This is a genomic window from Nocardia sp. NPDC058658, from assembly GCF_042716665.1.
In the GTDB taxonomy this organism is placed as follows: Bacteria; Actinomycetota; Actinomycetes; order Mycobacteriales; family Mycobacteriaceae; genus Nocardia.
The window spans coordinates 96335-121940 of the sequence record NZ_JBHXRR010000019.1 but is presented as its reverse complement, the minus strand read 5'-3'; the positions used below and the strand labels follow the sequence as shown (position 1 = coordinate 121940).

The 25606-nt window shown below is 66.0% G+C and carries 29 protein-coding genes and 1 tRNA gene; 17 read left to right on the top strand and 13 right to left on the bottom strand.

The genetic code is table 11. From position 1 onward, the window contains the following. Positions 1-36: 36 nt before the first annotated feature. Together ACFWUP_RS23470 and ACFWUP_RS23465 are read right to left on the bottom strand one after the other, a co-directional pair. Positions 37-402 (bottom strand): hypothetical protein, encoded by a 366-nt coding sequence (locus ACFWUP_RS23470; RefSeq protein ID WP_379237634.1) that lies wholly within the window; start codon positions 400-402, stop codon positions 37-39. A gap of 116 nt (positions 403-518) precedes the next feature. Then, positions 519-764 carry a hypothetical protein gene (locus tag ACFWUP_RS23465; RefSeq protein WP_379237632.1) on the bottom strand — a complete coding sequence of 82 codons (246 nt, stop codon included), beginning with the start codon at positions 762-764 and terminating at the stop codon, positions 519-521. A 211-nt stretch (positions 765-975) separates the two neighbouring features. Here ACFWUP_RS23465 and ACFWUP_RS23460 point away from each other — a divergent pair. Next, a tRNA-Asn gene (locus tag ACFWUP_RS23460) sits at positions 976-1048 on the top strand. A 111-nt stretch (positions 1049-1159) separates the two neighbouring features. Here ACFWUP_RS23460 and ACFWUP_RS23455 read toward each other — a convergent pair. Then, the gene (locus ACFWUP_RS23455) at positions 1160-1492 is read right to left on the bottom strand and encodes a hypothetical protein (protein WP_379237630.1); all 333 of its coding nucleotides are present in this window, start codon (positions 1490-1492) and stop codon (positions 1160-1162) included. A 511-nt stretch (positions 1493-2003) separates the two neighbouring features. Between ACFWUP_RS23455 and ACFWUP_RS23450 the strand changes: the two genes are divergently transcribed. Beyond that, on the top strand, positions 2004-3092 hold the full coding sequence (locus ACFWUP_RS23450) for an IS630 family transposase (RefSeq protein WP_379237628.1): 1089 nt from the start codon (positions 2004-2006) through the stop codon (positions 3090-3092). A gap of 435 nt (positions 3093-3527) precedes the next feature. Here ACFWUP_RS23450 and ACFWUP_RS23445 read toward each other — a convergent pair whose 3' ends face one another. Together ACFWUP_RS23445 and ACFWUP_RS23440 are read right to left on the bottom strand one after the other, a co-directional pair. Next, entirely contained in the window at positions 3528-3914 is a 387-nt protein-coding gene (locus ACFWUP_RS23445) for a DUF5615 family PIN-like protein (RefSeq protein ID WP_379237626.1), read from the bottom strand. Beyond that, positions 3911-4144: a DUF433 domain-containing protein gene (locus ACFWUP_RS23440; RefSeq protein ID WP_379237624.1), complete on the bottom strand. Its 234-nt coding sequence runs from the start codon at positions 4142-4144 to the stop codon at positions 3911-3913. Before ACFWUP_RS23440 ends, ACFWUP_RS23445 begins: the two co-directional genes overlap by 4 nt. Before the next feature lie 161 nt (positions 4145-4305). Here ACFWUP_RS23440 and ACFWUP_RS23435 point away from each other — a divergent pair, with 161 nt between their 5' ends. Further along, positions 4306-4704, top strand: a complete 399-nt coding sequence (locus tag ACFWUP_RS23435) for a DUF4870 domain-containing protein (RefSeq protein ID WP_379237622.1) — start codon at positions 4306-4308, stop codon at positions 4702-4704. Between the two features lie 70 nt (positions 4705-4774). On the opposite strand, the gene ACFWUP_RS23430 is transcribed toward ACFWUP_RS23435, so the two are convergent. From ACFWUP_RS23430 to ACFWUP_RS23410, 5 genes are all read right to left on the bottom strand, one after another. After that, on the bottom strand, positions 4775-5095 hold the full coding sequence (locus ACFWUP_RS23430) for a hypothetical protein (RefSeq protein WP_379237620.1): 321 nt from the start codon (positions 5093-5095) through the stop codon (positions 4775-4777). A gap of 21 nt (positions 5096-5116) precedes the next feature. After that, positions 5117-7042, bottom strand: coding sequence for a DNA primase (gene dnaG / locus ACFWUP_RS23425; RefSeq protein WP_379237618.1), 1926 nt, complete (start codon positions 7040-7042; stop codon positions 5117-5119). Between the two features lie 23 nt (positions 7043-7065). After that, complete coding sequence (locus tag ACFWUP_RS23420) at positions 7066-8319, bottom strand: deoxyguanosinetriphosphate triphosphohydrolase (RefSeq protein WP_379237616.1); 1254 nt, start codon at positions 8317-8319, stop codon at positions 7066-7068. A 1-nt stretch (position 8320) separates the two neighbouring features. Next, a complete protein-coding gene (locus tag ACFWUP_RS23415) occupies positions 8321-8899 on the bottom strand; it encodes a YdcF family protein (protein ID WP_379237682.1) in 579 nt (192 codons plus the stop codon). 279 nt (positions 8900-9178) lie between these two features. Next, a complete protein-coding gene (locus tag ACFWUP_RS23410; RefSeq protein WP_379237614.1) occupies positions 9179-9856 on the bottom strand; it encodes an MBL fold metallo-hydrolase in 678 nt (225 codons plus the stop codon). Between the two features lie 68 nt (positions 9857-9924). On the opposite strand from ACFWUP_RS23410, the gene ACFWUP_RS23405 reads away from it, so the two are divergent. Together ACFWUP_RS23405 and ACFWUP_RS23400 are read left to right on the top strand one after the other, a co-directional pair. Beyond that, positions 9925-12021 (top strand): TPM domain-containing protein, encoded by a 2097-nt coding sequence (locus ACFWUP_RS23405; RefSeq protein ID WP_379237612.1) that lies wholly within the window; start codon positions 9925-9927, stop codon positions 12019-12021. A gap of 175 nt (positions 12022-12196) precedes the next feature. Further along, positions 12197-13015 carry a MerR family transcriptional regulator gene (locus ACFWUP_RS23400; protein WP_379237610.1) on the top strand — a complete coding sequence of 273 codons (819 nt, stop codon included), beginning with the start codon at positions 12197-12199 and terminating at the stop codon, positions 13013-13015. Positions 13016-13227: 212 nt separating this feature from the next. Here ACFWUP_RS23400 and ACFWUP_RS23395 read toward each other — a convergent pair whose 3' ends face one another. Further along, on the bottom strand, positions 13228-14553 hold the full coding sequence (locus ACFWUP_RS23395; protein ID WP_379237608.1) for an acyltransferase: 1326 nt from the start codon (positions 14551-14553) through the stop codon (positions 13228-13230). Between the two features lie 206 nt (positions 14554-14759). Beyond that, positions 14760-16160, bottom strand: coding sequence for a glycine--tRNA ligase (locus ACFWUP_RS23390; protein ID WP_379237606.1), 1401 nt, complete (start codon positions 16158-16160; stop codon positions 14760-14762). A gap of 189 nt (positions 16161-16349) precedes the next feature. Here ACFWUP_RS23390 and ACFWUP_RS23385 point away from each other — a divergent pair, with 189 nt between their 5' ends. The 11 genes from ACFWUP_RS23385 (at position 16350) to ACFWUP_RS23335 (ending at position 23714) form a co-directional block, all read left to right on the top strand. Further along, positions 16350-16700 carry a helix-turn-helix transcriptional regulator gene (locus ACFWUP_RS23385; protein ID WP_067456316.1) on the top strand — a complete coding sequence of 117 codons (351 nt, stop codon included), beginning with the start codon at positions 16350-16352 and terminating at the stop codon, positions 16698-16700. Between the two features lie 4 nt (positions 16701-16704). Further along, positions 16705-17145, top strand: a complete 441-nt coding sequence (locus ACFWUP_RS23380; protein WP_379237604.1) for a Fur family transcriptional regulator — start codon at positions 16705-16707, stop codon at positions 17143-17145. A 105-nt stretch (positions 17146-17250) separates the two neighbouring features. After that, positions 17251-17544 carry a type VII secretion target gene (locus ACFWUP_RS23375; RefSeq protein WP_379237602.1) on the top strand — a complete coding sequence of 98 codons (294 nt, stop codon included), beginning with the start codon at positions 17251-17253 and terminating at the stop codon, positions 17542-17544. Continuing rightward, positions 17544-19403, top strand: coding sequence for a hypothetical protein (locus tag ACFWUP_RS23370; RefSeq protein ID WP_379237600.1), 1860 nt, complete (start codon positions 17544-17546; stop codon positions 19401-19403). Before ACFWUP_RS23375 ends, ACFWUP_RS23370 begins: the two co-directional genes overlap by 1 nt. A 5-nt stretch (positions 19404-19408) precedes the next feature. Continuing rightward, positions 19409-19906: a hypothetical protein gene (locus ACFWUP_RS23365; RefSeq protein ID WP_379237598.1), complete on the top strand. Its 498-nt coding sequence runs from the start codon at positions 19409-19411 to the stop codon at positions 19904-19906. 56 nt (positions 19907-19962) lie between these two features. Then, complete coding sequence (locus tag ACFWUP_RS23360; RefSeq protein ID WP_379237596.1) at positions 19963-20574, top strand: DUF3558 domain-containing protein; 612 nt, start codon at positions 19963-19965, stop codon at positions 20572-20574. 9 nt (positions 20575-20583) lie between these two features. Further along, positions 20584-20964, top strand: a complete 381-nt coding sequence (locus ACFWUP_RS23355) for a hypothetical protein (RefSeq protein WP_379237594.1) — start codon at positions 20584-20586, stop codon at positions 20962-20964. Next, positions 20961-22286 carry a hypothetical protein gene (locus ACFWUP_RS23350; RefSeq protein ID WP_379237592.1) on the top strand — a complete coding sequence of 442 codons (1326 nt, stop codon included), beginning with the start codon at positions 20961-20963 and terminating at the stop codon, positions 22284-22286. Before ACFWUP_RS23355 ends, ACFWUP_RS23350 begins: the two co-directional genes overlap by 4 nt. Further along, entirely contained in the window at positions 22273-23028 is a 756-nt protein-coding gene (locus tag ACFWUP_RS23345) for an ESX secretion-associated protein EspG (RefSeq protein ID WP_379237590.1), read from the top strand. Before ACFWUP_RS23350 ends, ACFWUP_RS23345 begins: the two co-directional genes overlap by 14 nt. A gap of 39 nt (positions 23029-23067) precedes the next feature. Then, the gene (locus ACFWUP_RS23340; protein WP_379237588.1) at positions 23068-23331 is read left to right on the top strand and encodes a type II toxin-antitoxin system Phd/YefM family antitoxin; all 264 of its coding nucleotides are present in this window, start codon (positions 23068-23070) and stop codon (positions 23329-23331) included. Continuing rightward, positions 23316-23714 carry a PIN domain-containing protein gene (locus tag ACFWUP_RS23335; protein ID WP_379237586.1) on the top strand — a complete coding sequence of 133 codons (399 nt, stop codon included), beginning with the start codon at positions 23316-23318 and terminating at the stop codon, positions 23712-23714. Before ACFWUP_RS23340 ends, ACFWUP_RS23335 begins: the two co-directional genes overlap by 16 nt. 171 nt (positions 23715-23885) lie before the next feature. Here the strand turns inward: ACFWUP_RS23335 and ACFWUP_RS23330 are convergent, their stop codons facing one another. Beyond that, the gene (locus ACFWUP_RS23330) at positions 23886-24860 is read right to left on the bottom strand and encodes a hypothetical protein (protein ID WP_379237584.1); all 975 of its coding nucleotides are present in this window, start codon (positions 24858-24860) and stop codon (positions 23886-23888) included. Positions 24861-24963: 103 nt separating this feature from the next. On the opposite strand from ACFWUP_RS23330, the gene ACFWUP_RS23325 reads away from it, so the two are divergent. Then, on the top strand, positions 24964-25572 hold the full coding sequence (locus tag ACFWUP_RS23325) for a TetR/AcrR family transcriptional regulator (protein WP_379237582.1): 609 nt from the start codon (positions 24964-24966) through the stop codon (positions 25570-25572). Positions 25573-25606 lie beyond the last annotated feature (34 nt).

Genomic DNA, 25606 nt, shown 5'->3' with positions numbered 1-25606 from the left:
CCACCGACACTCGCCGACCGAGTGGCCGCGAACCGGCTACCCGTAGTAGGCGAAAGTGCACGTCGGATCGGCTTCGTTCTTCATCGCCACCAACATCCCCTTCATAGTGATGGTGCAAGCCGACGCGCCCTTGGCACTGACCGAGGACTGCACCTGGTCATAGACCGGATAGTCCTTCGACCAGGGCAATGTCACATCGGTCTCGGTCTGCTCGGGCGCGCCGTTGATCGAGTAGCGGATCGTCACCGGACCCGCGCCACCTGTCACCTGCATCGTCGCCGTGCCGATAGGCGTGCCGGTCGGTTTCGCGGCCGCGACCGACGTGGTGGTGCTGGGCGTGGACTCGCCGTCAGCGGTGCTGGAGTTCGAACACCCGGTCGCCATCACCGCAACCACGGCCACGCTTGCGAACAAAGCGGCACTTCTGTGTCCATACATAGCGTCAGACTATCGTGCCTGACCGATCGCTAGCGCGAGTTACTCAGAGTGAAAGCATCTGTGGTGTAGATGGATTCGGCTCAGCGACGGAGTTGGTTGTGCGGAATCAAGACGGTGGTTCGCTCGTCTATCGGCTCCATCGGCTCCAGCTTCGGTTGGGTGCTCAGCTTGTCCGACAGCTTCTGCCGGCTCACCGACACCAGCTTCTTCGTCACCGGACTGCCCGCGACCGCTCGCGAGGCCGCAGTGATCTGCTCGTAGCGCGCCCGACCGGCCTTCGTGCCAAGCACATAACCGGCCGCTACGCCGATGATCAACCGCAGCATCTCCTGGAGCTCCTCCCACGTCTGTGTGCGGGCTCTATCCTGCCCCAGCCGCCCCACCCGTGTCGATCCGGCCACCGTTCGACGACACATCGTTATCCGCCACATGTCCGCAGGTAGCGCCCCGATTTGGGTTCCCGCGACACGATGCGCTAAAGTTTCATCTCGGTCAGCCCGCCAAGGCAGACCGCCTGAGTCCAACCACCCAGGGCAATCCCCTATAGCTCAATTGGCAGAGCAGCCGACTGTTAATCGGCAGGTTTCTGGTTCGAGTCCAGATGGGGGAGCAGAAAAAATCCTCTGACCAGGCACTATGGTCAGGGGATTTATTCGTTTATCCCGCATTTTCGGGCCGCCACCAAGAAAACACCAAGAATTCGCCACCTAGAACGTCGTTGTCAGCCCGACGTACCGAACCCCAGCTCCAGCGCCGCCGATGAGTCCGGCGCCTGTTCTGGCGAAGCGATGTAGTGCCGTTCGGTGACCGCCTCACGAGAGTGCCCCAGCTGTTTCGCGGCGGTCTTCGAATCCGATGTCTCGGCGATCAGCGTCGCTACCGCCTTCCGGAACGTGTACTGCGTGACATCCCGATATAACGTGCCCCTGGCATTGCGCCATGTCCGATTGAAGTTGTTCGGATCGCGCAGCACCCCGCCCCGACCGGGAAAGACGAGCGGGACCTTGTCTTCGACCTGCACCACGCTGGCACCCACTTCGCGCAGCGCCTTCACCGCGCACAGCCGTCCACAGGTCGGGCTGTCGCGCAGCCGCTTCCACCGTGCACCATCACGACCGCGAGACCCGATGGCCGGTAGGCGGTGACGAGCGTGGCCGCAAGATACAAACCCTCGAAGGTGCGAACGCGGAGGATGCTACTCGTCGGAGTCACGGCCTCCACTTAACCAGACCGAGCAAAGGTGCCTGGACCAGCCAGCGGGGCCCAAGTCAGTTGCGCCGCGCGATCGCGGTGATGGCCTCGGCGCACAACGCCAACCGGTCCCCGCGATCGCCCGACCTCCGGCGCGTGGGGCGAAGCTACGACCGGGGCGTGAACAGTGGAGCGGCACAAGCCGCCCCGCCGATCACTCCCACTTGCCTAACGCTTCAGGTGCGCCTACCCCGCATTGCGGGGACCAGGGACAAGAGTCCGACCGCTACGTCAACCCCGCCATCCAATCCCGGGAGTAGATGCCGATACTAGTGTCCTGAGTCGTAAATTTATCGACAGTTTAGGCTGAGTAAATGCCAACGCCGAAGGCCGAGCCCGTGGTGCTGACCGATACCGAACGTCAGGTCCTGACGGGATGGTCACGACGCCGAAAAACCGCACAAGCGTTAGCGATTCGGTCACGGATCGTGCTCGCCTGCGCCGAAGGCGGCTCGAACACCGCAGTCTCGGAGCAACTCGGTATCTCACGAGACATGGTGCGCAAGTGGCGAACTCGGTTCTTGACCGGCCGACTCGAGGGCCTGGCCGACGAGCCGCGACCGGGCGCACCACGCAAGATCACCGACGAACAGATCGACCAGGTCATCACCAAAACACTGGAATCGACACCCGCGAACAATGATTCGCACTGGTCAACCCGTTCGATGGCCACCGAAACAGGCATGTCACAGACCGCGATCTCGCGGATCTGGCGCGCGTTCGGGCTCAAACCACACGTCGTGGAAACCTGGAAACTCTCGACCGATCCGCAGTTCATCGACAAGGTCCGTGACGTGGTCGGGCTCTACATGAACCCGCCCGAGAACGCCTTGGTGATATGCGTAGACGAGAAATCGCAGATCCAAGCCCTGGATCGGACCGCACCGACGCTACCGATCATGCCCACCACGCCAGCGCGGATGACTCACGACTACGTGCGCAACGGCACCACCAACCTGTTCGCCGCGTTCGACCTCGCCAGCGGGTCGGTCATCGCCGAAATGTATCCACGCCACCGCCACCAGGAGTTTCTGCGGTTCCTCAAAGCCATCGACGCGGCCGTGCCGGGCGAGTTCGACCTCCACCTGGTCCTGGACAACTACGCCACCCACAAGACACCCGAGGTCAAGAAATGGCTGCTGCGCCACCCCAGGTTCCACCTGCATTTCACCCCGACCTCGGCGTCCTGGATGAACCTGGTGGAGCGATGGTTCGCCGAACTGACCAGCCGCAAACTCCGCCGATCAGCCCACCGCAGCGTCATCGAACTCAAAGCTGACATCCAAGCCTGGATCAACGCCTGGAACTCCGCCCCGAAACCGTTCGTGTGGACCAAGACCGCCGACGAGATCCTGGAAACTCTCGCCGCATACTGCCAACGAATTAACGACTCAGGACACTAGCTAGACGCGGATTCAATTGTAGTGGTGCTGAACCTCATGCAGTGCATTCGCCAGGTCCAGACACCTGCCCGGCCGATGACCACTCCGGTTGTCGATGTAGCTACTACAGTTTCCGCGAACTCGCGCAGTTCTCAGGCCTTTGCAGGACGATCACGTCTCCGTGGGCGATCAGGTGGAACGGGAGGCCCGCATTGCGTCGTTTGCTGATGAAGTCGGGTTGGAAGAAGGAACTGCGGGCGATGAGGTCGCCGTCGGCGAGGCGGCAGAGGAGTGCGACGCAGCGTTCGACGGGGACGACTCCAGCGAGGGTGCCGCAGGTGAGGATGTAGGCCGGGAGAGGTTGACCAGTTCGGCGTGCTGGCGCCAAGGGTGGGCGGTGATCATGGCGTGTCCCCCGGGGCGCAGGTAGGTGGCAGCTTCGGTGAGGATGCGGGTTCACCGCCGACCGCTGTCCTGTTCCGGTGTCGTCCGCTGCCAGGCCACGATCTGGGTGGGTCGGATCTCGACGCGGTCGGCGTCGTCGAACGCTGCCACGATGGAGTCCAGGTGTGTCTCGAACACGGCGAGTAGACCGTTGTTGCTGATGTTGCCCATAGCTACGACCAGAAGGCGGCGGGGCCGGCCCTGCAATTGGTGCGAGATCCGGAAGTCGGCATCCTTGGAGACCACTACCCGGTCCTCGGAGTCGGCGATCTTCGCAACCTGGTCGTCGGCGGTGCGGTTTCCTGCGAACAACTGCGATGTGTGCCGCGCATCGTGCCCAGCGTCATTCAGGAATCGTGCGAGCCGTGCCGGGAGTTGCGCGTCGACCAGGAACTTCACGCTGCGCTGACAGAGACGACGGTGTGTCCGCCTGCGGCGATAGCACCGAACTCCAGCGCGGCGAGCAGGTCGTCGGATTCCAGGTCTGGGTAGTCGTCGAGGATTTCCTCGGCGCTCATGCCCGAAGCCATCATTTCCAGGATGTTCTGCACAGGGATCCGTAGGCCGCGCACTACCGGCTGACCATGGCAGATCTGCGGATCAGAGGTGATGCGATCGAGGCGGGACATACGGACCATCGTAGCCGTGGCGATTAGATCTCTGCCAGCAATCGTCGCTGGTAGTGACCGCGGCCCGGTCTGGGCTCCGCTCCTACCTCGGCTGGCCGCGACCTGCGGGTCAGGCCGAAAGTTGGGATCGGTAGGGGGCATACGAGGCATTTACTTGCCGCATGACATCTTCTCAGCTTCCCCCGCACCAGCCGCAGTCCGCAGGCTTGGACAAGAAGACCAGCGCGATCCTGTCGTATGCGCTGGGCTGGCTCACCGGGATCATCTTTCTCTTTGTCGGGAAGAACGATCCTGACGTGAAATTCCATGCCGCGCAGTCGGTCGTCTTCTTCGGGGCGGTGTCGGTGCTCAATATCGTTTTGAGCCTCGTCGGTTCGCTCCTCGGCGCGCTGGGGATCATCTTCAGCCTCGCCGGACTCGCGCTTTCGGTCTTCACAGTCGCAGTCTGGATCATGGCCATGGTCCGGGCGAACAACAGTGGCGGTGCTCGCGCGGAGCTTCCTGTCGTCGGAAAATTCATCGCACCGTACGCCGACAAGTTGGCCGGTTCGGTCCAGTAGCGGCGCATTCGAAGTCCCGGCAACAACGACACATCAACGGCCCGAAGCTATCTCGGGCCGTTGGCGTCGTTCATCCCATGAGCAGGGCTGTCAAAGGTAGTGCCGTGAGGACTACCAGCAGTGTCGCCGCGATCTTGGCCAGTCGGGCCCGGCGGGCGCCGGGTTCGACGACGAACGGTACGGCGATCGCGAGGACGATCGCGGCGGGTAGGGCGAGAACGGTGCTAGCCAGGAGTTCGTAGCCGTGGGGATCTGTCAGCGGATCGGTTGACAGACGTGAACGGAGCACGATGTACATGCATCGCAGCCAGAAGAGGCCTGCCCCACCGGCGACGAGGAAGGCCGACACTGCGCCTGCCGTGCGCCATCGAGTGCCCGACGCTTCGCTCATCGCTCCCCTGGCGGCTGGGGGTCAAGCCCCGGCGGCGTAGCCTTCGTTGCCCATCGCCTGGGCGGCGAGGCTCTTGCGGTACTGCTCCAGGGCCACCAGGTCGCCGAACAGCGTCATGTAGGTGTCGGGTTCCTCGCTGGCGGACAGGCGCTGGAGCTTCGATTTGAGCTCGGCGATCTGGCGGCCGACCCAGGCTTCCTGGGTGCGAGCGAGGATGGCGGTGATGAAGCGGGGGGTGTCGTTCTGGGAGCGGACCGGGAGTTGCTCGTTGGCAAGTTCGGAGACGAGGGCGCGGATCATCAGGTCATCGGTGTGGTCGGCGACGGCGGCGACCCATTCGGCGCCGCTGAGGCCTGCTGCCGTGCCGCCGGCTTGGGCGATCATCAGGCGCACGGCGACGTAGGCGGGATGGGTGAAGGCGGCGGCGTCGATGGCGTCGAAGGCGACGCCCGCGATGCCGGGGTATTGCAGTGCGGCGCTGAGGGATTGGCGTTGGGCGTAGAGCACCGGGTCGTTCGGGGCGGGGCGGACCGAGGAACCCTCCTCGACGCGGGGGGCGGGGATCGCCGCAGCGCCCTGCTTCAACCCGGGAGTGGCGTTGGTGCCCATGCGGTTCTTCTTCGCCTCTTCGCCGACTCGACGCACGACCAGCTGGATGTCGTCCCAGCCGACCCAGCCGGCCAGCTTGGTGGCGTAACCCTTGCGGGTGGCGTTGTCCTTGATCTGCGCCACCACGGGCACCGTGCGACGCAACGCTTCGACACGGCCCTCGACATCGTCGAGGTTGTGTTCGGCGAGCAGTCCGCGAATCACGAACTCGTACAGTGGAGTTCGCCGCGCCACCAGATCACGCACAGCACCGTCACCGGAGTGCTGGCGCAGCTCGCACGGATCCTGACCGTCGGGCGCGATGGCGATGTAGGTCTGGCCGGCCAGTCGCTGATCGCCGCTGAACGCCTTCAACGCCGCAGCCTGCCCGGCCGCGTCACCGTCGAAGGTGTAGATGATTTCGCCGCGCCAGAAGTTGTCGTCCATCAGCAGGCGACGCAGCACCTGTAGGTGTTCTTCGCCGAAAGCGGTGCCGCAGGAGGCAACTGCGGTTTTCACACCGGCCAGGTGCATGGCCATGACGTCGGTGTAGCCCTCGACGACCACGGCCTGGTGGCCCTTGGAGATGTCACGCTTGGCGTGGTCGAGGCCGAATAGCACCTGAGACTTCTTGTACAGCAACGTTTCCGGGGTGTTCACGTACTTGCCGGGCATGGTGTCGTCATCGAAGAGCTTGCGCGCGCCGAACCCGATCACCTCACCGCCGAGATTGCGGATCGGCCACAGCAGGCGACGATGGAACCGGTCGATCGGGCCGCGCTTGCCCTGCTTGGACAATCCAGCCGCTTCCAGCTCCTTGAACTCGAAACCCAAGCGCTGCAGGTGTTTCGTGAGTCCGTCCCAGCCCGCGGGCGCGTAACCGCAGCCGAACTGCTGCCAGACCGCCTTGTCGAAGTTGCGGTCGGTCAGGTACTTGCGTGCGGTTTCGGCCTCGGGTTCGTGCAGCATCGCCGCGTAGAACTCCTGCGCGGCGGCATTGGCGGCGACCAGGCGCGAGCGGGTGCCGCGATCGCGCTGCACCGAGGTGCCGCCACCCTCGTAGTTGATCTGGTAGCCGATGCGGTCGGCCATCTGCTCCACGGCCTCGACGAACCCGATGTGTTCCATCTGCTGCAGGAACTTGTAGACGTCGCCGCCCTCACCACAGCCGAAGCAGTGAAAAAGCCCATGGTTGGGTCGCACATGGAACGAGGGTGACTTCTCGTCGTGGAACGGGCACAGACCTTTGATCGAGTCAGCGCCCGCGCGCTTGAGCGCCACGTACTCACCGACTACATCTTCGATCCGGACACGTTCACGGATCGCCGCGATATCGCGATCTGGGATTCGTCCGGCCACGGGGCGAGTCTAGTCGGGTCTGCTCAGCGGCAGTCCAGCGAGGCGGCGACGCGTTCGAAGCGGCTCTCGGTGTAGGAGGCGATCTGGTCGATCACCACGCGCACACGGGCGGCCTCGGTGGTGGCGGCGTTGAACCAGGGCAGCATCTGATCGTCGAGGTGGGCGGGCGCGGTGGTGAGCAGGCGGTCGGCGACGGCCTGCACGCGCTCGCGCTGGGTCTGCTGGCGGGCGAGGTGGCCGGGGTCGGAGCGCACGTAGCGCAACGCCATGGTTTTGAGCACGGCGACCTCGGCGGCCACGATCGGCGGCACGATCAGATCGGCCTCGTAGCGGCTGAGCGGGCCTTCGCCGTAGCGCTCGTGGGTGGCCGAGATGGCGGCGGTGGCGAAGCGGCCGACCAGTTCGCTGGTGAGTCGTTTCAGGGCCACCGAGGCGGTGAAGCTGCCGTCGTAGTCGGCGGCGTCGCGCACGATGTCGAGTTCGGACAGGCGTTGCGCGGCGGCGGCGAGCGCGTCGATCGACTGGTCGGGGTGCTGGCCGTGGCCCTGTTCGGCCAGGGCGGCCTGTTCGGCGGGGTCGGCCAGGGAGCGCAGGTCCAGGCGGCCGACGATCACGCCGTCCTCCACGTCGTGCACCGAGTAGGCGACATCGTCGGACCAGTCCATGATCTGGCATTCCAGGCTCTGTTTGCGGTCGGGCGCGTCTTTGCGCACCCAGGCCAGCCGCTCGAGGTCGTCGTCATAGGCGCCGAACTTGGTGCCGGAACCGCTTCTGCCCCACGGGTATTTGAGGGTGGCGTCCAGGGCCGCGCGAGTCAGGTTGAGCCCGAAGCTCTCTCCATCGGGGCCGAGGATCTTGGGTTCGAGGCGGGTCAGGATGCGCAGGTTCTGCGCGTTGCCTTCGAAACCGCCGTAGGCGTCGGCGAATTCGTCGAGGGCGCGTTCGCCGTTGTGGCCGTAGGGCGGGTGGCCGATGTCGTGGGCAAGTCCGGCCAGGTCGACGAGATCGGGGTCGGCACCGACGCCGTCGGCGATGCTGCGCCCGATCTGGGCCACTTCGAGGGAATGAGTCAGGCGGGTGCGCGGGGTGTCGCCTTCGCGCGGGCCCATGACCTGGGTCTTGTCGGCGAGGCGGCGGAGTGCGGCGGAGTGCAGCACGCGGGCACGATCGCGGGAGAACTCACTGCGATGGCCCTTGCCCGCGGCACCCGGCCATGCGGTCTTGCCGGGCTCGTGGACCATGCGTTCCTGGTCGTGCGCGGTGTAGGTCTCTGTCATCTCACTGTCCCGCCTCATAAGGGAAATCCGCCGAGAAATGAGTGAGCTGGTACCAGAGCAGCGCGCCGGTTTCGCGGGCGATGCCGTGGAATTGCGACTCCCTCGTGTAGACGGCCGGTCCGGTGCGGGTGGGTGCGGTCCACGCCTGGAGGCCGGCGTCTCTGGCCATCGTTCTGGTTCGCAGTGAATGCCACGGATCGCTCACGAGTACGGCCGATGACATGTCGCGCTCCCCCATCGCCGCGGCGACGGCCTCGATGCTGCGCAGGGTGTCGGAGCCGGTTTCCACGGCGAGGATGTTCTCGCTCGGAACGCCTTTGCCCTCCAAATACGCTTTGCCCGAAGCGGCTTCGGTATAGAGATCGCCTTCCTGCTTGCCGCCGACGGTGATCACCATCGGCGCCACCCCGGCTTCGTAGAGCCGCCACGCCTGATACAGCCGCGCCTCGAACACCGACGACGGCGTCCCCGAATACTGCGCGGCACCGAGCACCACGATCGCGTTCGCCGGGGTGTAGTCGTCGATCCGCGCCACCTGCCACACCCGGAACGCCGTCCCGGCGACCAGCACCACCCCCATCAGCACCGCGCCGACGACCAACCGGACGAACCACACCGAGACCGTCGACACCAGCCCGCGCGGATGCCTGACATCCGGGGCGGGCGCAGCCGTTCGCGAGTAACCCGATTTCACCTTCGTCAGTCTGCCAGGTCGGTCCGACGTGTCGCGTGGTCAGCGGTCACCACCGGATTCCGTTCCGGTGAACGTGCGGTCGGGACGACTGGGCTGGACGGACTCCCTTTGTCGGCGCCGAGGTCGACGTGCGACGGGCCAGGACGAGGTTCGCCGCCCGCTGAGCTACCAGCCGCGCGCACGCCATTCGGGCAGGTTCGCGCGGTCGGCGCCGAGGGTGGTGTCGTCGCCGTGGCCCGGGTGGACGGTGGTGTCGTCGGGGTAGGCGTCGAAGAGTTTGGTGGTGACGTCGGTGAGGAGGGTGTCGAAGTCGGCGGGGCTGTGCGTTTTGCCCACCCCACCTGGGAAGAGGGAGTCGCCGGTGAAGAGGTGGGTGTGGCCTTCGTTGTCGGTGAGGGCGAGGGCGATCGAGCCGGGGGTGTGGCCGCGTAGGTGGATGACGTGGAGGGTGAGGTCGCCCACTTCGATGGTGTCGCCGTCTTCGAGGAGGCGGTCGGGGCGGACCGGGATGTGGTCGGCGTCGAGGGTGTGGGCGGCGGTGGGGGCGTCGAGGGTTTTGGTTACCTCGGTCAGGGCCTGCCAGTGGTCGGGGTGGCGGTGGGTGGTGACGATCTGTTCGACCTGGCCGGGGGTCTCGAGGGCGGTGAGTTCGATGATGCGGTCGGCGTCGTTGGCGGCGTCGATCAGGACGGTGGCGCCGGTGGTGGTGCTCTGGATCAGGTAGGTGTTGTTGTCCATCGGGCCGACGGACATCTTCACGATGCGGGCGCCGGGGACGTCGCGCTGCTGGGCGTCGCCGCCCGGGGTGACGTGGCCGGTGTAGTGGCGATCGACTGAGACCATGCCCCGATCGTAGAAGCCGCTCGTCGTGCTGTCGTGTTCTTGTCGGTCGCGACGGTTAGATTCGACACATGCCGCTGTCGAGGAAGCGATCGGCCGAACTCCGCGCGTTGACCGAGCGTCTGCGCATCGCGCGGCACAGCGGTGCGCCGGGCGGCCACCGAACGCACGCCGAGCAACACCCGCGTCGGCCGGGTCGGGGTGGTCAGCGGGGACTTGCGCTGATCGCCGCGATGATCACCGCGCTCGTCGTGCTGTGCGCGCCGAGTGCGGTCGCGGAGCCGCCGTCGCGGATGGGTCCGCAGGTGGTCGACTCCGCCGCGGTGCTGAGTGCGGCCGACGAGCGTCAGGTGCTTGAGGCGGCCGACACGTTGTATCGCGATCACCAGGTGAAACTGTGGGTCATCTATGTGCGCGACTTCGCCGGGATGGCACCGCAGGACTGGGCCGACCGCACCTCCGCCCTGTCCGGCTTCAGCGAGCGTGACCTGCTGCTGGCGATAGCCGTCGACGACCGCGGGTACTGGCTCGACGGCACCCTGCCCGAGGGGGTGAGCGATTCCGAACTGGACTCGTTGCTCGCCGGTTCGGTGGAACCCGATCTGCGCGACCAGAAGTGGGCGCAGGCTGCGGTCGACACAGCTGAGGGCCTCGGGTCGGCGATGCGCGGTGGTGGGGTGCCGTGGGGTGTGCTGGTTCTTATCGCGCTGGCCGTGATCGTGGTGGCCGGTGGTCTGGTGTTGTTCTCGCGCAAACGACGTGGCGACCGGAACCGTGCCGAACTGACCACCGCGCGCGAGCTGGACCCGACCGATTCGGCCGCACTGGCGCGACTGTCGCTGCCGACCCTGCACGCGCTCTCGCGAGAACGACTGGTCGAGATCGACGATGCCATACGCACCAGCACCGAGGAATTGACCTTGGCCACCAGCGAATTCGGTGACACCGCGGTGACCCCGTTCCGTACCGCGCTCGACGCCGCCCGAGCCGCCACCGCGAAGGCATTCACGATTCGCCAGCAACTCGACGATGCCATCCCGGAGACCCCGGACCAGCAGCGCGCCATGCTCATCGAACTCCTCGCCACCGCGGGCAAGGCCGATCGCGAACTCGACGCGCAGGTCGCCGATTTCGACGCGATGCGTGATCTGCTCATCGACGCGCCCGCCCGGCTCGACGCCCTCACCCGCGACATCATCGAACTCACCGCGCGCATGCCGGGTTCCGAAACCGAACTGGCCCGGCTCAATTCGACCTACCCGCCTTCGGTCATCGCGCCGATCCACGACAACGTGCGCATGGCGCTGGAACGAATCACCTTCGCCCAGACCAATATCGACAGCGCCCACACCGCGCTCACCCAACCCGTCGGGCAGCAGGGTGGGGCGGTCGCGGCGATCCGTGCGGCGGAGGGCGCGATCGGGCAGGCCAGGACCTTGCTCGATGCCGTCGACCAGGCCGCGACGAACATCCAGCAGGCGCGCGACGGTCTGCCTGCCGCCCTCGACGAACTGCGCACCGACCTGAGCGCGGCCACGAGTCTCACCGAGTTCGGCGGCGCTGACCTCACCGCCGCGGTCGCGTCCGCCACCGCGGCCCTGAACAGCCCGAACGCCGAGACCGATCCCCTCGGCACGTTCCACACGGCGGTCACCGCCGACGCCGAACTGGACCGGGCGATCGCGGCGGCCTCGGATCGCAAACTGGCCGTGGAGGATCTACGCCGTCGGCTCGATCGCACCCTCACCGACGCGGCTGCCCGGATCGATGCGGCGTCATCGTTCATCACGACCCGGCGAGGCGGTGTCGACGCCGAGTCGCGCACCCGGCTCTCGGAGGCGCAACGTCACCTCGCCGAAGCACGCGGGCTCGCGGGCAGTGACCCCGAACGAGCACTCGTCAGCGCGCAGACCGCAGCCGAGCTCGGCGGTCGGGCCATGCAGCAGGCGCAGGCCAGCGTGCGGGCATGGGAGACACGTCAGCCGATGTCGGGCGGTTCGCAGTCCGGTGCGGTGCTGGGTGGAATCCTCCTGGACGGGCTTCTCCGCGGTGCGATGAGTGGCGGTTCGCGGCGCGGAGGTTACGGCGGAGGTGGCGGTGGATATCGGCCGGGCTCCTACGGCGGCTCGTCGGGATCGCGACGAGTCAGCCGGGGCGGCAGGTTCTGATCCCGGTCGCGGGACGTCCTGGCGTCCGTCGCGGCGGGTGGCCGGTGGCCGGTGGCCGGTGGCCGGTGGCCGGTGGCCGGTGGCCGGTGGCCGGGACATGATCACCACCGATGTGACAGCACGACAGGTTGCGCTTGACCCTCTCACTGTGTGAGGCCGTACACCGGAAGGCGTCATGTTCAGTATCGGAGATTTCGCCAGACACGGTCAGGTGTCGGTGCGCATGCTGCGTCACTACGACGCGGTGGGTTTGTTGCGACCTGCCAAGGTCGACGCCGCCACCGGGTACCGGTTCTATACGGCGCCGCAGTTGGCGCGGCTCAATCGGCTCGTCGCTCTCAAAGAGCTCGGGTTCACCCTGGAACAGGTAGGCAGGCTGCTCGAGCCGGGGCCCGACGCCGCGGAACTGCGCGGCATGCTCACCCTGCGCCGGGCAGAGTTGGAACAGCGGATCGCGGCCGACCGTTCGCGGTTGACCGAAGTCGAAGCGAGACTCCGAATCATCGAGAAGGAGGGTGTCATGTCCGCTAGAGATGTGGTGGTCAAGTCGGTGCCTGCGGTGCGGGTGGCCGAATCATCCAGTTGGGCCGCGGGTTTCGGGCCCGAGGCGATCAGCCCGGTGATCGGGCCGCTGTTCAGCGAGCTGTCGGATCGGCTGGCGAAGGCCGGTATCCCGATCGCCGGGCCCGCTATCGCCTATTACGACCCGCGCGACGACGGGACGGTCGGCGTACACGCGTGCGTGCCCGTGAACGTGGAACCCGATGCAGCGCCGGACTTTTCGATCGTCGACCTGCCCCCGCTCGAACAGGTGGCCTCGACCGTCTTCCACGGGAATGTTTCCGGGATCGGGGAAGCCTGGCAGTCGTTGGGCCAATGGGTGGAGGACAACGGCTACCGCACCGGCGCGCCCTGTCGCGAGGTCACCCTGGCGTGGACACCCGACCCCAACGGTTGGGTTACCGAGCTGCAGGAGCCGCTCGCCCCGCGCTGATCCCGTAGCGACGACACAACCGCACCCCGCTGAAGCCACGGCGACGGCACAAACGCACCGCTGATCCCACGGCACCGGCACAAACGCACCGCGCTGATGCTGCGGCGGCAGGGTGCCGGCGGTCGGGGTCCGTGACGACCCAGTGTTCAGTGGGCGGGTGACTGCAGGCGAGTCCGGCAGCGGACCCGATGCTCGGCGGCGGCCGGCGAAACTCAGGCGGTTGCAGCTTCCCGATCTGCGGGTGCCCAGGACAGTTCCGCGGCGACGGCATCCAGGAGCTCGGCGGCGAGTGCACCGCCGCCCAGCCGGCCGATGTTCAGTTTGCCGAGGTAGGTGTAGACGAGGAAGGTGACGGCCGCGGACGCCCCCGTCGACGGGCGGGGGTGTGCGGAGAGGTAGACGATTTCGTAGTCGTCGAGGATCAGGCCGGCGGGGGCGCGGAAGGTGGGGACCGTTCCGGTGTTGGTGAGGGCGATGTGGCCTGCGTTGGAGTGGATTCGACTCGGGCCGTAGAAGTCCGGGAAGTGCAGAACGGACTGTTCGATCACGCCGTCGGCCAGGTCGTTGTGCAGGCTGGTGCCGATCCGGCGGGCGAGGACGATGAGGTCCTCGGTGTCGGCGGCCGTCGCGGCGAAGGCGGCCAGGCCGGACACATTGGTGCCCGCTTCCGCCGCCACCGGCGGGTCGAGGCGTCTGCGCAGGTCGACGGGATACACGCACGTGACGCGATCGGCGCCGGAGAGATCGGCGTAGGCCCGCAACACCGCGGCGGTGACCAACCCGTTCACGCTCACCGCATGCGCGCGTGCCAGCTCGAGTACGCGCGCGGTCGCGACAGGATCGAGCTGTACTCGCGCGGGCCGAGCGAGCGTGGGCATCGCCGGATCGGTTCGCTCGGCGCGAGCTTGCTCGGCGACCACGAGCGGCCTGGTCACCAGCTCCAGCCCCGACCGTTCCCCACGCTCGATCCCCCGCTGGGCCAGTAACGCTTCCAGCGACGCCGGATACTCCGGGGCCGTGCCCGGTCGAGTCTGTTCCTGAGCCGCAGTCGTTTCCATCGCCGTCACGTCCGCGCGGGTCACGATCGCGCCGGTCTCGACATAGTCGGTGTAGTACCCCCACAACCGCGCGAACAACTCGACGCAATGCCCCGCGTCGGCCACGCTGTGGTGCACGAACAACGTGACCCGGGCCCGATCCTCTTCGGCGAGAACCACATCCAGATAGGCCAGCTGATCACCGGGGTCCACCGATTCGGCGGGGATCGGCACCTCGTCGGGATCACCGAAACTCACCCAGGCACCCACGGCGTCGATGTCCCCGGGCCGCAACAGGATCCCGTTGCCGTCGTCGTCCTCGACGATCCGGCACACCAGAATCGGAAACGCCCGCTGCAGTGCCGCGAACGCCGCCCCGAGGGCAGCCGCGTCGAGTTCACCGAGCACCGTGACCGACCGTCCCGTATAGGTCGCGTGCCGCACGAATCGTTGTTCCGACGGATCAAGCGCCCGCACCACATCATCGGTTTCCCACAGCACAACGAAAATCGTGAGCCAAACGCCCACCCAACGCAAACCGTCAGCTACGCAGTGTGATCAACGCAGCTCGATCAAGATCAACATGCACTCACGCAGGTGCCCACTCGACCGATGCTCGCACGGTTACATGGTGATCAACCGTCCAGACCGTGTATGCGAAGGAACCCGCATCGGGTGGTCGATGCGGGTTCCTTCGCGCTGGTTGGTCAGGCGCCGATGAGGCGGGCTGCCAGGTAGGACTCGACCTTGTCCAGGGCGATGCGCTCCTGCGCCATCGAGTCGCGCTCGCGGATCGTCACCGCGTGGTCGTCGATGGTGTCGAAGTCGACCGTGATGCAGAACGGGGTGCCGATCTCGTCCTGACGACGGTAGCGACGGCCGATGGCACCCGCGTCGTCGAATTCCACGTTCCAGTTGCGGCGCAGCTGGGCGGCGAGGTCCTTGGCCTTCGGGGTCAGGTCGGCGTTGCGCGAGAGCGGCAGCACCGCGGCCTTGACCGGCGCCAGGCGCGGGTCGAGGCGCAGGCTGATGCGCTCTTCGGTGGTGCCCTTGGCGGTCGGCACCTGGTCGACGGTGTAGGCGTCGACCAGGAAGGCCATCAGCGAGCGGGTCAGACCGGCGGCAGGCTCGATGACGTAGGGCGTGTAGCGCTCACCCGAGGCCTGGTCGCGGTAGCTCAGGTCGACGTTGGAGTGCTCCGAGTGCGTCTTGAGGTCGTAGTCGGTGCGGTTGGCGATGCCCTCGAGCTCGCCCCATTCGCTGCCCTGGAAGCGGAAGCGGTACTCGATGTCGGTGGTGCCCGCCGAGTAGTGCGACAGCTTTTCCTTCGGGTGCTCGAACAGGCGCAGGTTCTCCGGGTCGATGCCGAGATCGGTGTACCAGGACAGACGCGTGTCGATCCAGTACTTGTGCCACTCCACGTCCTCGCCGGGCTTGACGAAGAACTCCATCTCCATCTGCTCGAACTCGCGGGTCCGGAAGATGAAGTTGCCGGGGGTGATCTCGTTGCGGAAGCTCTTGCCGATCTGGGCGATGCCGAACGGCGGCTTCTTACGCGCGGTCTCCTGCACGTTCTTGAAGTTGACGAAGATGCCCTGCGCGGTTTCCGGGCGCAGGTAGTGCATGCCCTCTTCGTCGTCGACCGGGCCCAGGTAGGTCTTGAGCAGGCCGGAGAAGTTGCGCGGCTCGGTCCACTTGCCGGGCTGGCCGGTGTCGGGATCGTTGATGTCGGCCAGGCCGTTGGCGGGCGGGTGGCCGTGCTTGGCCTCGTAGGCCTCGATGAGATGGTCTGCGCGGTAACGCTTGTGCGTGTGCAGCGACTCGACCAGCGGATCGGAGAAGGTGGCCACGTGGCCCGACGCTTCCCAGACCTGGCGCGGCAGGATCACCGACGAGTCGAGGCCGACGACATCGTCGCGGCTGGTGACCATGGTCCGCCACCACTGCCGCTTGATGTTGTCCTTCAGTTCGACGCCGAGTGGACCGTAGTCCCACGCCGACTTGGTGCCTCCGTAGATCTCACCGCACGGGTAGACCAGACCCCGGCGCTTGGCGAGGTTGGCAACGGTGTCCACCTTCGACTTGGGTGCCACGCGAGATTTCTCCATCCACTGCGAGTCGGAATTGTGCGGTAGGTCGTGCCCGCATTCGACGCGGCCTACCGTACGTAAGTGGGTCCAGCGTATCGGGACGGGTCCAGTGGGTTTGCAGCAGCCGAGCTGTCCGCGCGGCGCGTCATTTGACATGCGCAATTATGCATATCAAAATGGAATCTGTTTCCATTAAGGAGTTGGTTCATGACCACCGAGGCTGCGCCCGCGCATCCGCACAACCCGTACCACTCCCCCGCCCCCGCCGCCGTGCCCTCGCGCACGGTCCTCGAGGACGCGGGCGAACTGCTGCGGGCACTGGCCGCGCCGGTCCGCATCGCCATCGTGCTGCAGTTGCGTGAGTCGCCGCGTTGCGTGCACGAGCTGGTCGACGCGCTCGGCGTCACCCAGCCGCTGGTCAGCCAGCACCTGCGCATTCTCAAATCGGCGGGCGTCGTGCACGGCGAACGCTCGGGTCGCGAGGTGCTCTACGAACTCGTCGACGATCATCTGGCGCATATCGTGGTCGATGCCGTCGCCCATGCCGAGGAAGGGTAAACCGTTGGCAGACAACGCCTCCGCGAAGCAGGTCGGTGTTCGCAGCACCCGTCAGCGCAGTGCCATCTCGGCGCTGCTCAGCGATATCGACGAGTTCCGCTCGGCGCAGGAACTGCACGACGAACTGCGCAAACGCGGCGAGAACATCGGCCTGACCACCGTCTACCGCACCCTGCAGTCCCTCGCGGACGCGAGCATGGTCGACGTGTTGCGCACCGACACCGGTGAATCCGTCTACCGCCAGTGCTCGAGCGGTCACCATCACCACCTGGTCTGCCGCCAGTGCGGACGCACCGTCGAGGTCGAGGGCCCGACGGTCGAGGCATGGGCCGAGTCCATCGCCAGCGACCACGGCTTCACCGAGGTCAGCCACACCCTCGAGATCTTCGGCACCTGCCGCGAATGCGTGCGCAACCGAGCCGATATCGAATCCGCTTCCGTGTGACTCACATCACATGATGGAACCTTCGCTACGCGAGCCCCGTCCAACCTTCACGAAGGGACCGGTCCGCACGGACGCGTAGTCCTTCGGCATCGAAGGAGGGGCATCGTGAGTGGAACTCTGGGCGTCGAGCCCGATCAGTTGAAGACCATGGCGACGACGTGGCGTCGAGAGGCAGGCGAGGTCGACGCGCTGAGCTGGGCGACTTCGGCCGAGGCGACCGGCGACGGCAGTGACGTGCTCGCCGCCGTGCGCGGACTTTCCGACCCCGCTTCGCAGGCGATGGACTCGATCGCGACCCGCTACACCACGCTGGCCGACCTCGTCGACAAGTTCTCGGCCGACATCCAGGCGCGCGACGTCGAGACCGCGGGTGAAATCGGGAAGCTCGGTGCCCGCTGATGCGCCCCACGATCCCCCAACTCGACACCTGGAATCTCGAGGGTCTGCAGCGCGCCGCCGAAGCCGCTCGCGCCAATGCCGATGTTCTCTCGGCCTCGGTCGACGACTGCTCGCGGGCTGTTTCCGCGGCTGGTGGCTGGCACGGGCAGACCAAGGACGCGGCCGCACGGCGCATCGACGAGGAAGTCGATCACGGGTACGAGGTGCGCACCGTGCTGCTGCGGATCGCCGACGACGCGGCGGACGCCTACGCGGGCTTGAAGCACTCCAAAACCTATGTGCTGGACCAGAAGAACCTCGCAGTCGCGCAAGGGTTCGCGGTCGCGGACGATGGTCGGGTTACTCATCCCGATCCCGAAAAGGAAGGCGACGCAGGGGTTTTCCAGCTCAATCTGATGAGCGGGTTGGACGAACTCGACCGTCTCGACACGCTGTTCGGTGCGCGCCTGCGCGAGTCTGTCGGCGACCTCGGCGCGATGCGGGATGGACAACCCGACATCACGCTCGCCGACGGTTCGGTCCAGGATCCGGATGCGGTGGCGATCCAGTTGGCATCGATGTCGGGCGACGATCGGGCGACGTTCCTGGCCGGGTTGAGTCCCGAAGCGCAACGTCAGTTGGTGATCGCGGCGCCGGAGAAGCTGGGCAACCTGAACGGGGTGCCGTTCGTGATGCGGATCGATGCCAACGAGATCAATATCCGCAATGCGCTGACGTCGGAGAAGGCCAAGCCGAATCGGGACGAATCCCGGGTCAAGCAGTTGGAGGCGATGTTGTCGCCGGTGCCGAATCCCGAAGTCGCTGATGCTCATACGCATACGGCCACCGCGACCGGCCAGAACGCGACACCGCAACTGGGCATGGTCGACCGCAAGTTCGTCATGTTCAGCACCGAAGGCAACGGTCGGATGATCGAGATGATCGGCGACATCAAGTCCGGCGCGCCTGGTGTCGGCGTCTATGTGCCCGGCACCAGTACGAACCTGAACGGTTCCGGTTCCAATCATGTGGCCGCCTGGAACCTGGCGGACAAATCCGGGAGCCCGGTATTCCTGTACATGGAAGGTGACTTCCCACAGAGTCTGACCGGTCTTTCCGATGGTGCGCCGAGCCCGCGTTTCGCGGCCGATATGGCGCCTCGACTTGTCGAGTTCGGTCGCGAAATCGATCGGGAAGTCGCGGCATCGGCGCCGGGAACACCGGTTTCCTATGTCGGCCATTCCTACGGCGGTTCGATCGTCGGGTCGGCCGAGCAGTTGGGCCTGCGGGCCGACCGGGTGCTGCATGCGTCATCGGCGGGAACCGGTGTGTTCGACGGTGGTTGGAACAATCCGAACCCGAACGTTCAGCGTTATTCGATGACAGCGCCCGGCGATCTGATCGGCGTCGTGCAGTCCTATCCGGAGGGCGGACTGACCATTCCCGGTGGGATTCATCTGCCCGGCAACCCGCATGCGTCGGAGGTTCTCGGTGGTGATCCGGATGAGGTACCCGGCGTGACCCGCCTTGACACCGGCTTCTACGGCGACAAATTCGAGGAGCACCCCAGCGAGGTCGTCTTCGGATCCGATGGGCACGGCAAATACTGGGACGATCCGACCTCGACAGCGTTCGAGAATATCGTCGGAGTCATCAATGGATCGGACGCAACAGCCTACGTCGAGCGCGGGATCGAAACACGGTATGTCGATATCGGTTTGGGCGATAACGGCGACGGTCGCAACGAAGGATTCGATGCCTCGAAGGCCGCCGCAGCAGCGGCTCTCGCGGACGCATTCGGCAACCCGAACCTCGACCCGTACGCGAACCCTCGCATCACCGACAACCCTCGACTCGGCGAAAAGATCGACATCAAATGAGGATCATGACCGTGCTCGCAGTGCTCGCCATCGCGACACTGACCGGATGTAGCGGCCTCGTCGACCGAGGTCCGACCAACCAGGAAATCAAGGACACCACCGGGCTGACCGTCGACGAGGCGACTCCGATTGTCGAGCGCAATCTCGAACTCGTCTGGCCGGAACAGGTGACGGTCAAACGAGCCCAGCTGCCCTATTCCGGCCTCGGCTGTCGGACCAACGACGAGATGATGTCGGACGGGCCGCCGTGGCATATCCGCGTCACGCTGGAGGAGGTGAACCCGTCCCAGGAGTTCATCGACCGTGCGGTGGCCAACCTCGAGGCGATGACCACACGGGGATTCACTCTCAAACCGAACCAGCGGCCGGATGCCGACCCGGCGGATCGGTTCTACCGCGATTCGCGCGGCTACACCGTCTCGTCGTCCCTCGACATCGCTGATGGGCCGAAAAAGGAAGTGCGGTTCTCGATGACCGCGACCTCACCCTGCGCGGCGGAGTAGGACGGACCTGTCGCGATGGGCATTGCAGTGACTACGATCTCGGGAGCGGGGACACCATGAACGAGCACCGGTTCTGTGGGAGGGACGAAGGTATGGCAGTTCGAGGCAGCGTGGTTCGGATGGTCGGTGCGGTCGTGGCGGTGGGGTTGGCCGTCGCGGGGTGTGGGGGTGGGGAGCAGGGGACGGCTGGGCCGCAGACGAGTGCGGTGAGTGTGGCGGCTAGTCCTACTTCGGTGGATCCTGAGGCGAAGGTGTGGGATCCGTGTTCGTTGCCGGATTCGGCTATTGGCGACGTTGGGCTCAAAACCAGCAGCAAGGAGCCCGGCGCAGCAGGCGTCGACTTCGCCGGCTGGAAGGTCTGCAACTGGACGGATCAAGCGAAGCAGTACGGCCTCGCCGTCATGTCGTCGGAGAACACCCTGTCGTCTGTCAGGCAGCGCACCGACTACAGCGAATGGAACACGCTCACAATCGGCGGTCGCGCCGCCCTCGAGTTCCGCCCTACCGGTGCCACTCATGATCAGACGTGCTTCGTCGTGGTAGAGGTCCCGGCCGGAACGGTCGCTTTCAAGGTCCAGAACCGCTACAGCGCCACAGCTGCTCCGCCACCGTGCGCTGAGGCGCAACGTGTCAGTACGGCAATGTCCAGCTTCCTGCCTGCGGCATGAGGGGTTCACATGCCATTGGGAGTTAACCCTTCTGAGTGGAGCCAGCTACTTGCCCAAGCAGAGGCCGGCGAGCTGTCGCTCGACCCTGCGGTCGGCAAAGACCTCGACAGCGTGTGCGACCACCACCTCGACAACCTCGAGGAAATCCTCGGCAAGATCGGTACCGTGAACTTCATTTCCGGGTTCGGCACCTTGAACTCGGGCATCACGTTGGAGAAGAAGTTCTCGCTTACCGCATCCGGCGGCGAACGAGCCCTCGACATCGTCATCCAGCAGCACATCGAGGCTGTCAAAACAGCGAAAGAGGTTGTCGCAAAAGCGATTGCGAACTTCGTCGCTCAGGACGAAGCGACCGGCGCCAAGATCTCCGCGACAGGAGAGCAGCTGTGACGTACGAGGATTACAAGGCGAAGGTGATCGCCGCGCAGGAGCAGTGGAACGCCGAGCGGACCAAGATCTACGACCGCCAGCGTGCGGGAAACTACTCCACGATCTTCGACGGCGATACCCAACCGCCTCACATCACCACACCCGACAGCTACGACAACATGAACCTCGAGCAGATGCAGGCAGCGGTCGCGGCGATGAAACCGCAGCTCGTCGATGACGCGGTCACCGCGTGGGCGAATATCGGCGGCGCGTTGATGGGCACGTTCGTCGGGTTCAACCAGCAGTTCGCGCGCACCGTCACCGGCGCCAACGGCCACAGCGGCTGGACCGGCGCGGCTGCCTCCGCAGCTGTCGCCGCCGTGAACAACTATGCGCAGCAATCGCTTCCGCTATCCCAGGCTGCCACCGCGATCAGTCTGAAGCTGAACGAGATGCGCACCGGAATCGAACAGACCCAGGCGTTGATGCCCGGGCTCACCGAACGTACCAACGTCACCGGCAAGACGCTGCCCGCCGACGGCGTGATGAAGGTCGACGATCACAATCGTAACGAAGCCACCGAGGAAGGCAGGCGAATCCTGCGCACCGTGTACGCACAGGTCGCAGGCCAAACCGACAACGGTGTCCCATTCCTTCCGACCGCCCCGACCATTACCGGCGGCGACGGCAGCCAAGGGGTCAACGGCGATACGAATTCCGGTGGCACCCAAGGTGGTTCGACCGACGGCGGCACCAGCACCGACGATCAGTCAGCGGGCACACCGGGAGACGGCACCACCGCCGAGGATCCGGGCACCGAAACCCCCTCGACCACACCGACTTCCACCGACCCGAGCTCGACCACGCCCCAGAGCACGACACCGCAATCCACGACACCGACCGCCGCAACACCGACCGCCACCACGCCGACCAGCCCAGGTTCGGGGACTCCCGGCAGTCCTGGCGTCGGCAGCCCCACCGTCGGCGCACCCGGTGGCGGCGGCCGGGGGGGAAGCGGTCAGGGCGGGAGCGGCACTCCTCGCGGAACGGGCGCTCCGACCGGCGCAACACCGGGCAAAGCCGTTCCAGGAAGCCAGTCCCCCGCAGCGGCGGCAGCGGCCGGAACCCGTTCGGGCACAACAGCTTCAAGTGCGGGACGCGGTGCGGCGGGCATGGGTGGTATGGGCGCACCGGGCGCACGGGGCGGCTCGGATGACGAACGCACCAAAGGCATCCCGGACTACCTGATCACCCAGGAAAACGGCGACCTCCTGCTCGGCACCAACGAGATCCGAACCGTACCCCCAGTGATCGGCGGAGACGACGACAGTGCACCGAGCTGAATTCACCGGCACCGAATTCGACATCCTGTGGTCCGGTTACGGCCGCGACCGCCTCCCCTACCCGCTCCAATACCGCACCGACATAGTCGAATTCGACGAACTGAAGCGGCATCGTGAGGCAGCCGTGGAGAGCCTGCTCGGCAAATACGATCCGGCGATCGAACGCGCCATCGCCGTGCTGCTCGACCCCGAAGCCAGAGTCGAATCCAAAGGCTATGTCGGCCAGGACAATTCGAACGTCGTGCGATTCCACGGCGCGATCCGCGGCGAAGCGGGCGCCACCTTGCAGCAGGAACCCGGCCTCGATGACGACACCGGCGGCAACGTCACCCTCACCTACTGCACCCCCGCCCAGGTAGCCGCCCTCACCGTCGCCGCCCTCCCCCGCACCCAGCCTGGCACGAAACCACCGATCGAGGTCCGCCGAGACCAACTCGCCGAAGAGGAAGTCCACTTCGAATACCGAGCAGGCCGCCTGAGCTCCGCCGACCAACTCAACCGCATCTTCCACCGCCCTCGCCGAGCCTTCGGCGAGATCTCCGCCCACTCCGGCCCCGCGACCGACGCCCGCCCCACCACCCCCACCCGCTCCTTCTGGTGGATGGACTACCCCGACGGCCGCTACTACGTGAAAACCGGCGACCCCATCATCGCCGAGCCCCTCCCCACCGACCGCATGATCGCCGGCATCCACCGCATGCTCACCCGAGCCCAGCGCTACCACCAGGAGTTCCCCTCCTGAACCCTAGCCAGAGACGGAGGATTCAGATAATCTGATTTCATGACCACGATGTCTGCCGCCGAGGCATCCAGAAACTTCTCCGCAGTTCTACGCCGGGCCGAACACGGTGAGACGATCCAGATCGTCCGCCACGGGCGGACGGTAGCGACCATCTCTCCGCCGACGAAGAAGACCGGACTAGCACTTCGGCGCGCGCTGGAGGCCTCTGACGCACCACCCTTCGACGACGACTTCGCTTCTGACATCAACGAGGCGCTCGCCATGGTCACCGACGATCTGGAGGACCCGTGGGGCGACGACTGATCCTCGATACCGGTGTGTTGATCGCCTATGAACGTGGAACCATCGATCGCACAGCGTACGACGAAGACGAATTGGCAATAGCTGCAGTGACAGTCGCCGAGTTCCGTGTCGGTATCGAACTCGCTGATACAGCGGAGCGTGCTGCACAGCGTTCCCGTCGGCTAGCCGTACTCCTCGACGACATAGACACCCTCGAGTACACCGAGCAGACGGCGAATCGTCACGCACAGCTACTCGCGCACGTCCGCCGATCCGGCAGACCACGTGGTGCCCACGATCTGATCATCGCGGCACACGCGGCGGAGTCGGGTCGAACTGTCGTGTCCCTCGACACGAAGGCCAAGTTCGGCGACCTGCCCGGAGTCACCGCGATCACTCCGTAAAACCTACTCGTCGGCCGGTGGATGCAGCGATCGTCCGCTATTCGCTTCATATTGTGCAGCGAATAGCGGGTGTTATCCAGCACCGAGTTGTCCAGCAATGAAGGTGTCCGAGGCAGACAGCAAAACGCTCCGCGCGAAAGTTGTTCGCGCGGAGCGTCTTTTCGTCGAACGTCAGGCAGGAACGGCAACCGGTTCAGCCGTGGCTACCGGTTCGATCGCGCCGCGCGACCGCACCGCGCCGACGCCGAGCAGGGCGAGACCTGTTGCGGCCCAGACGAGGAGCACCGTGAGGGGCCCTGCCGCGCCCGCGCCGTTGAAGTAGGCGGCGGAGCGCAGGAGGGAAGCTGCTGCGCCGGGCGGGAGGAGTTGGCCGATGGTTCCCCAGGGCTGGGGCAGGAGTTCGGGGGCGGAGGTGGCGGCGGAGAACGGGTTGCCGATCAACAGCATGGTGAGGGTGCCGAGGCCGATGCCGGGGCGGCCGATGGCGGCGGCGAGGCCGACGATTGTTGCCGCGACGGCGAAGGAGGCGAGGCCGGCGATGGCGGCCAGTTCGAGGTAGGAGCCGGGCAGGATCGAGAGCCAGGTGTGGGAGACCAGGGTGCTGAGCAGGCCGCCTGCGACGGCGAAGGTGGCCAGGCCGGCGAGACGGGCGCCGAAGGAGGAGACGAGGAGGGTGAGCAGGACGCCCGCGGCGATGCCGGACATGACCAGCGGCAGGACCATCGAGCCGAAGCCTGCGCCGCGCGGGTCGTCGGGGTCGGTGGCGATCACGTCCTGGGGCGTGACGGCGGGGACGCCGCTGAGCTGTTGGGCGACGGCGGTGAGTTGCTGGGCGACGGCGGGTGCGGCGGCGGAGGCGACGAGGACCTGCGGTGCGCCGTTGCCGGTGACGATGGCGCCGTAGATCTCCCTGTCGGCCAACGCGTTTCGTGCCGCGGATGCGTCGGGGAGGGTGGTGATCTCGAAGGCTTCGGGATCACGCTGCTGGAGTTGCTGGGTGAGTTGGGCGGAGGCAGGGCCCGCGACGGCGATCGGTAGGTCGCGCGGGGCCAGGTTGACGGCGGGCCAGGCGAAGGCGATCAGCATCAGGGCCTGGATCGCGGTGGCCGCGAGACCGAGAGCGACTGCTCGGCGGGTGATCGTCATGGCGGTTTCCCCTTAAAGCGAATGTTCGTTCTTTTTGGTGGTTCTACGGTGACACCATCGAGCCTCGCTTGTCAAGAACGGATATTCGTTTTACGTTTGACCCATGCCCCGAGTCAGCGAAGAACACCTGGAACGCCGCAGGCAGCAGATCCTCGACGCCGCGCAACTGTGCTTCGCCAGGAAGGGCTTCCACGAGACCTCGATGCAGGATGTGTTCGCCGAGTCCGGGATGTCGGCGGGCGCGGTGTATCGGTACTTCACCAGCAAGAACGAGATCATCGGCGCGCTCGTGAACCGCACGATGGGGCCACTGCGCGAGCGGCTCGCCGACATCATCCGCACCGAGCCCCTGCCTCCCCCTTCGGAAGTCGTCCGGTTACTGACCACCGAGATCGTCAAGCGCAGTGGACCCGACGGGCCGCTGCGGCTTGCCCCGCAAGCGTGGGCACTGGCGCTGGTCTCGACCGAGACGGCGGTCCCGGTGAGCGGCGCCATCGCGGCGATGCGCGAGCTGTGGTTCGAGTACGCGGACCGGCTGTGCGAAACCGGCTGGCTACCTCCCGGCACCGATTCCGAGGCGATGGCCAAGACACTGATCGGGTTGCTGCCGGGGTTCATCCTGCAGCACCTGCTGCTCGGTGACGTCGATCCCGATGACTTCGCCCGCGGTCTCGAGATCATGCTGCCAGGACCACCGCACCATCCGCGGTGAGCAATCCCACTGTTGCCACCGACTCCCAACGGGT

Bases quoted from the DNA above. Each gene is read 5' to 3' on its own strand.
- ACFWUP_RS23390 (WP_379237606.1), bottom strand. From the start codon at position 16,160: ATGGAGAAATCTCGCGTGGCACCCAAGTCGAAGGTGGACACCGTTGCC.
- ACFWUP_RS23435 (WP_379237622.1), top strand. From the start codon at position 4,306: ATGACATCTTCTCAGCTTCCCCCGCACCAGCCGCAGTCCGCAGGCTTG.
- ACFWUP_RS23405 (WP_379237612.1), top strand. From the start codon at position 9,925: ATGCCGCTGTCGAGGAAGCGATCGGCCGAACTCCGCGCGTTGACCGAG.
- ACFWUP_RS23325 (WP_379237582.1), top strand. From the start codon at position 24,964: ATGCCCCGAGTCAGCGAAGAACACCTGGAACGCCGCAGGCAGCAGATC.
- ACFWUP_RS23355 (WP_379237594.1), top strand. From the start codon at position 20,584: ATGCCATTGGGAGTTAACCCTTCTGAGTGGAGCCAGCTACTTGCCCAA.
- ACFWUP_RS23400 (WP_379237610.1), top strand. From the start codon at position 12,197: ATGTTCAGTATCGGAGATTTCGCCAGACACGGTCAGGTGTCGGTGCGC.
- ACFWUP_RS23430 (WP_379237620.1), bottom strand. From the start codon at position 5,095: ATGAGCGAAGCGTCGGGCACTCGATGGCGCACGGCAGGCGCAGTGTCG.
- ACFWUP_RS23415 (WP_379237682.1), bottom strand. From the start codon at position 8,899: ATGGGGGTGGTGCTGGTCGCCGGGACGGCGTTCCGGGTGTGGCAGGTG.
- ACFWUP_RS23370 (WP_379237600.1), top strand. From the start codon at position 17,544: ATGCGCCCCACGATCCCCCAACTCGACACCTGGAATCTCGAGGGTCTG.
- ACFWUP_RS23440 (WP_379237624.1), bottom strand. From the start codon at position 4,144: ATGTCCCGCCTCGATCGCATCACCTCTGATCCGCAGATCTGCCATGGT.
- ACFWUP_RS23385 (WP_067456316.1), top strand. From the start codon at position 16,350: ATGACCACCGAGGCTGCGCCCGCGCATCCGCACAACCCGTACCACTCC.
- ACFWUP_RS23420 (WP_379237616.1), bottom strand. From the start codon at position 8,319: ATGACAGAGACCTACACCGCGCACGACCAGGAACGCATGGTCCACGAG.
- ACFWUP_RS23450 (WP_379237628.1), top strand. From the start codon at position 2,004: ATGCCAACGCCGAAGGCCGAGCCCGTGGTGCTGACCGATACCGAACGT.
- ACFWUP_RS23360 (WP_379237596.1), top strand. From the start codon at position 19,963: ATGAACGAGCACCGGTTCTGTGGGAGGGACGAAGGTATGGCAGTTCGA.
- ACFWUP_RS23330 (WP_379237584.1), bottom strand. From the start codon at position 24,860: ATGACGATCACCCGCCGAGCAGTCGCTCTCGGTCTCGCGGCCACCGCG.
- ACFWUP_RS23340 (WP_379237588.1), top strand. From the start codon at position 23,068: ATGACCACGATGTCTGCCGCCGAGGCATCCAGAAACTTCTCCGCAGTT.
- ACFWUP_RS23410 (WP_379237614.1), bottom strand. From the start codon at position 9,856: ATGGTCTCAGTCGATCGCCACTACACCGGCCACGTCACCCCGGGCGGC.
- ACFWUP_RS23365 (WP_379237598.1), top strand. From the start codon at position 19,409: ATGACCGTGCTCGCAGTGCTCGCCATCGCGACACTGACCGGATGTAGC.
- ACFWUP_RS23465 (WP_379237632.1), bottom strand. From the start codon at position 764: ATGCTGCGGTTGATCATCGGCGTAGCGGCCGGTTATGTGCTTGGCACG.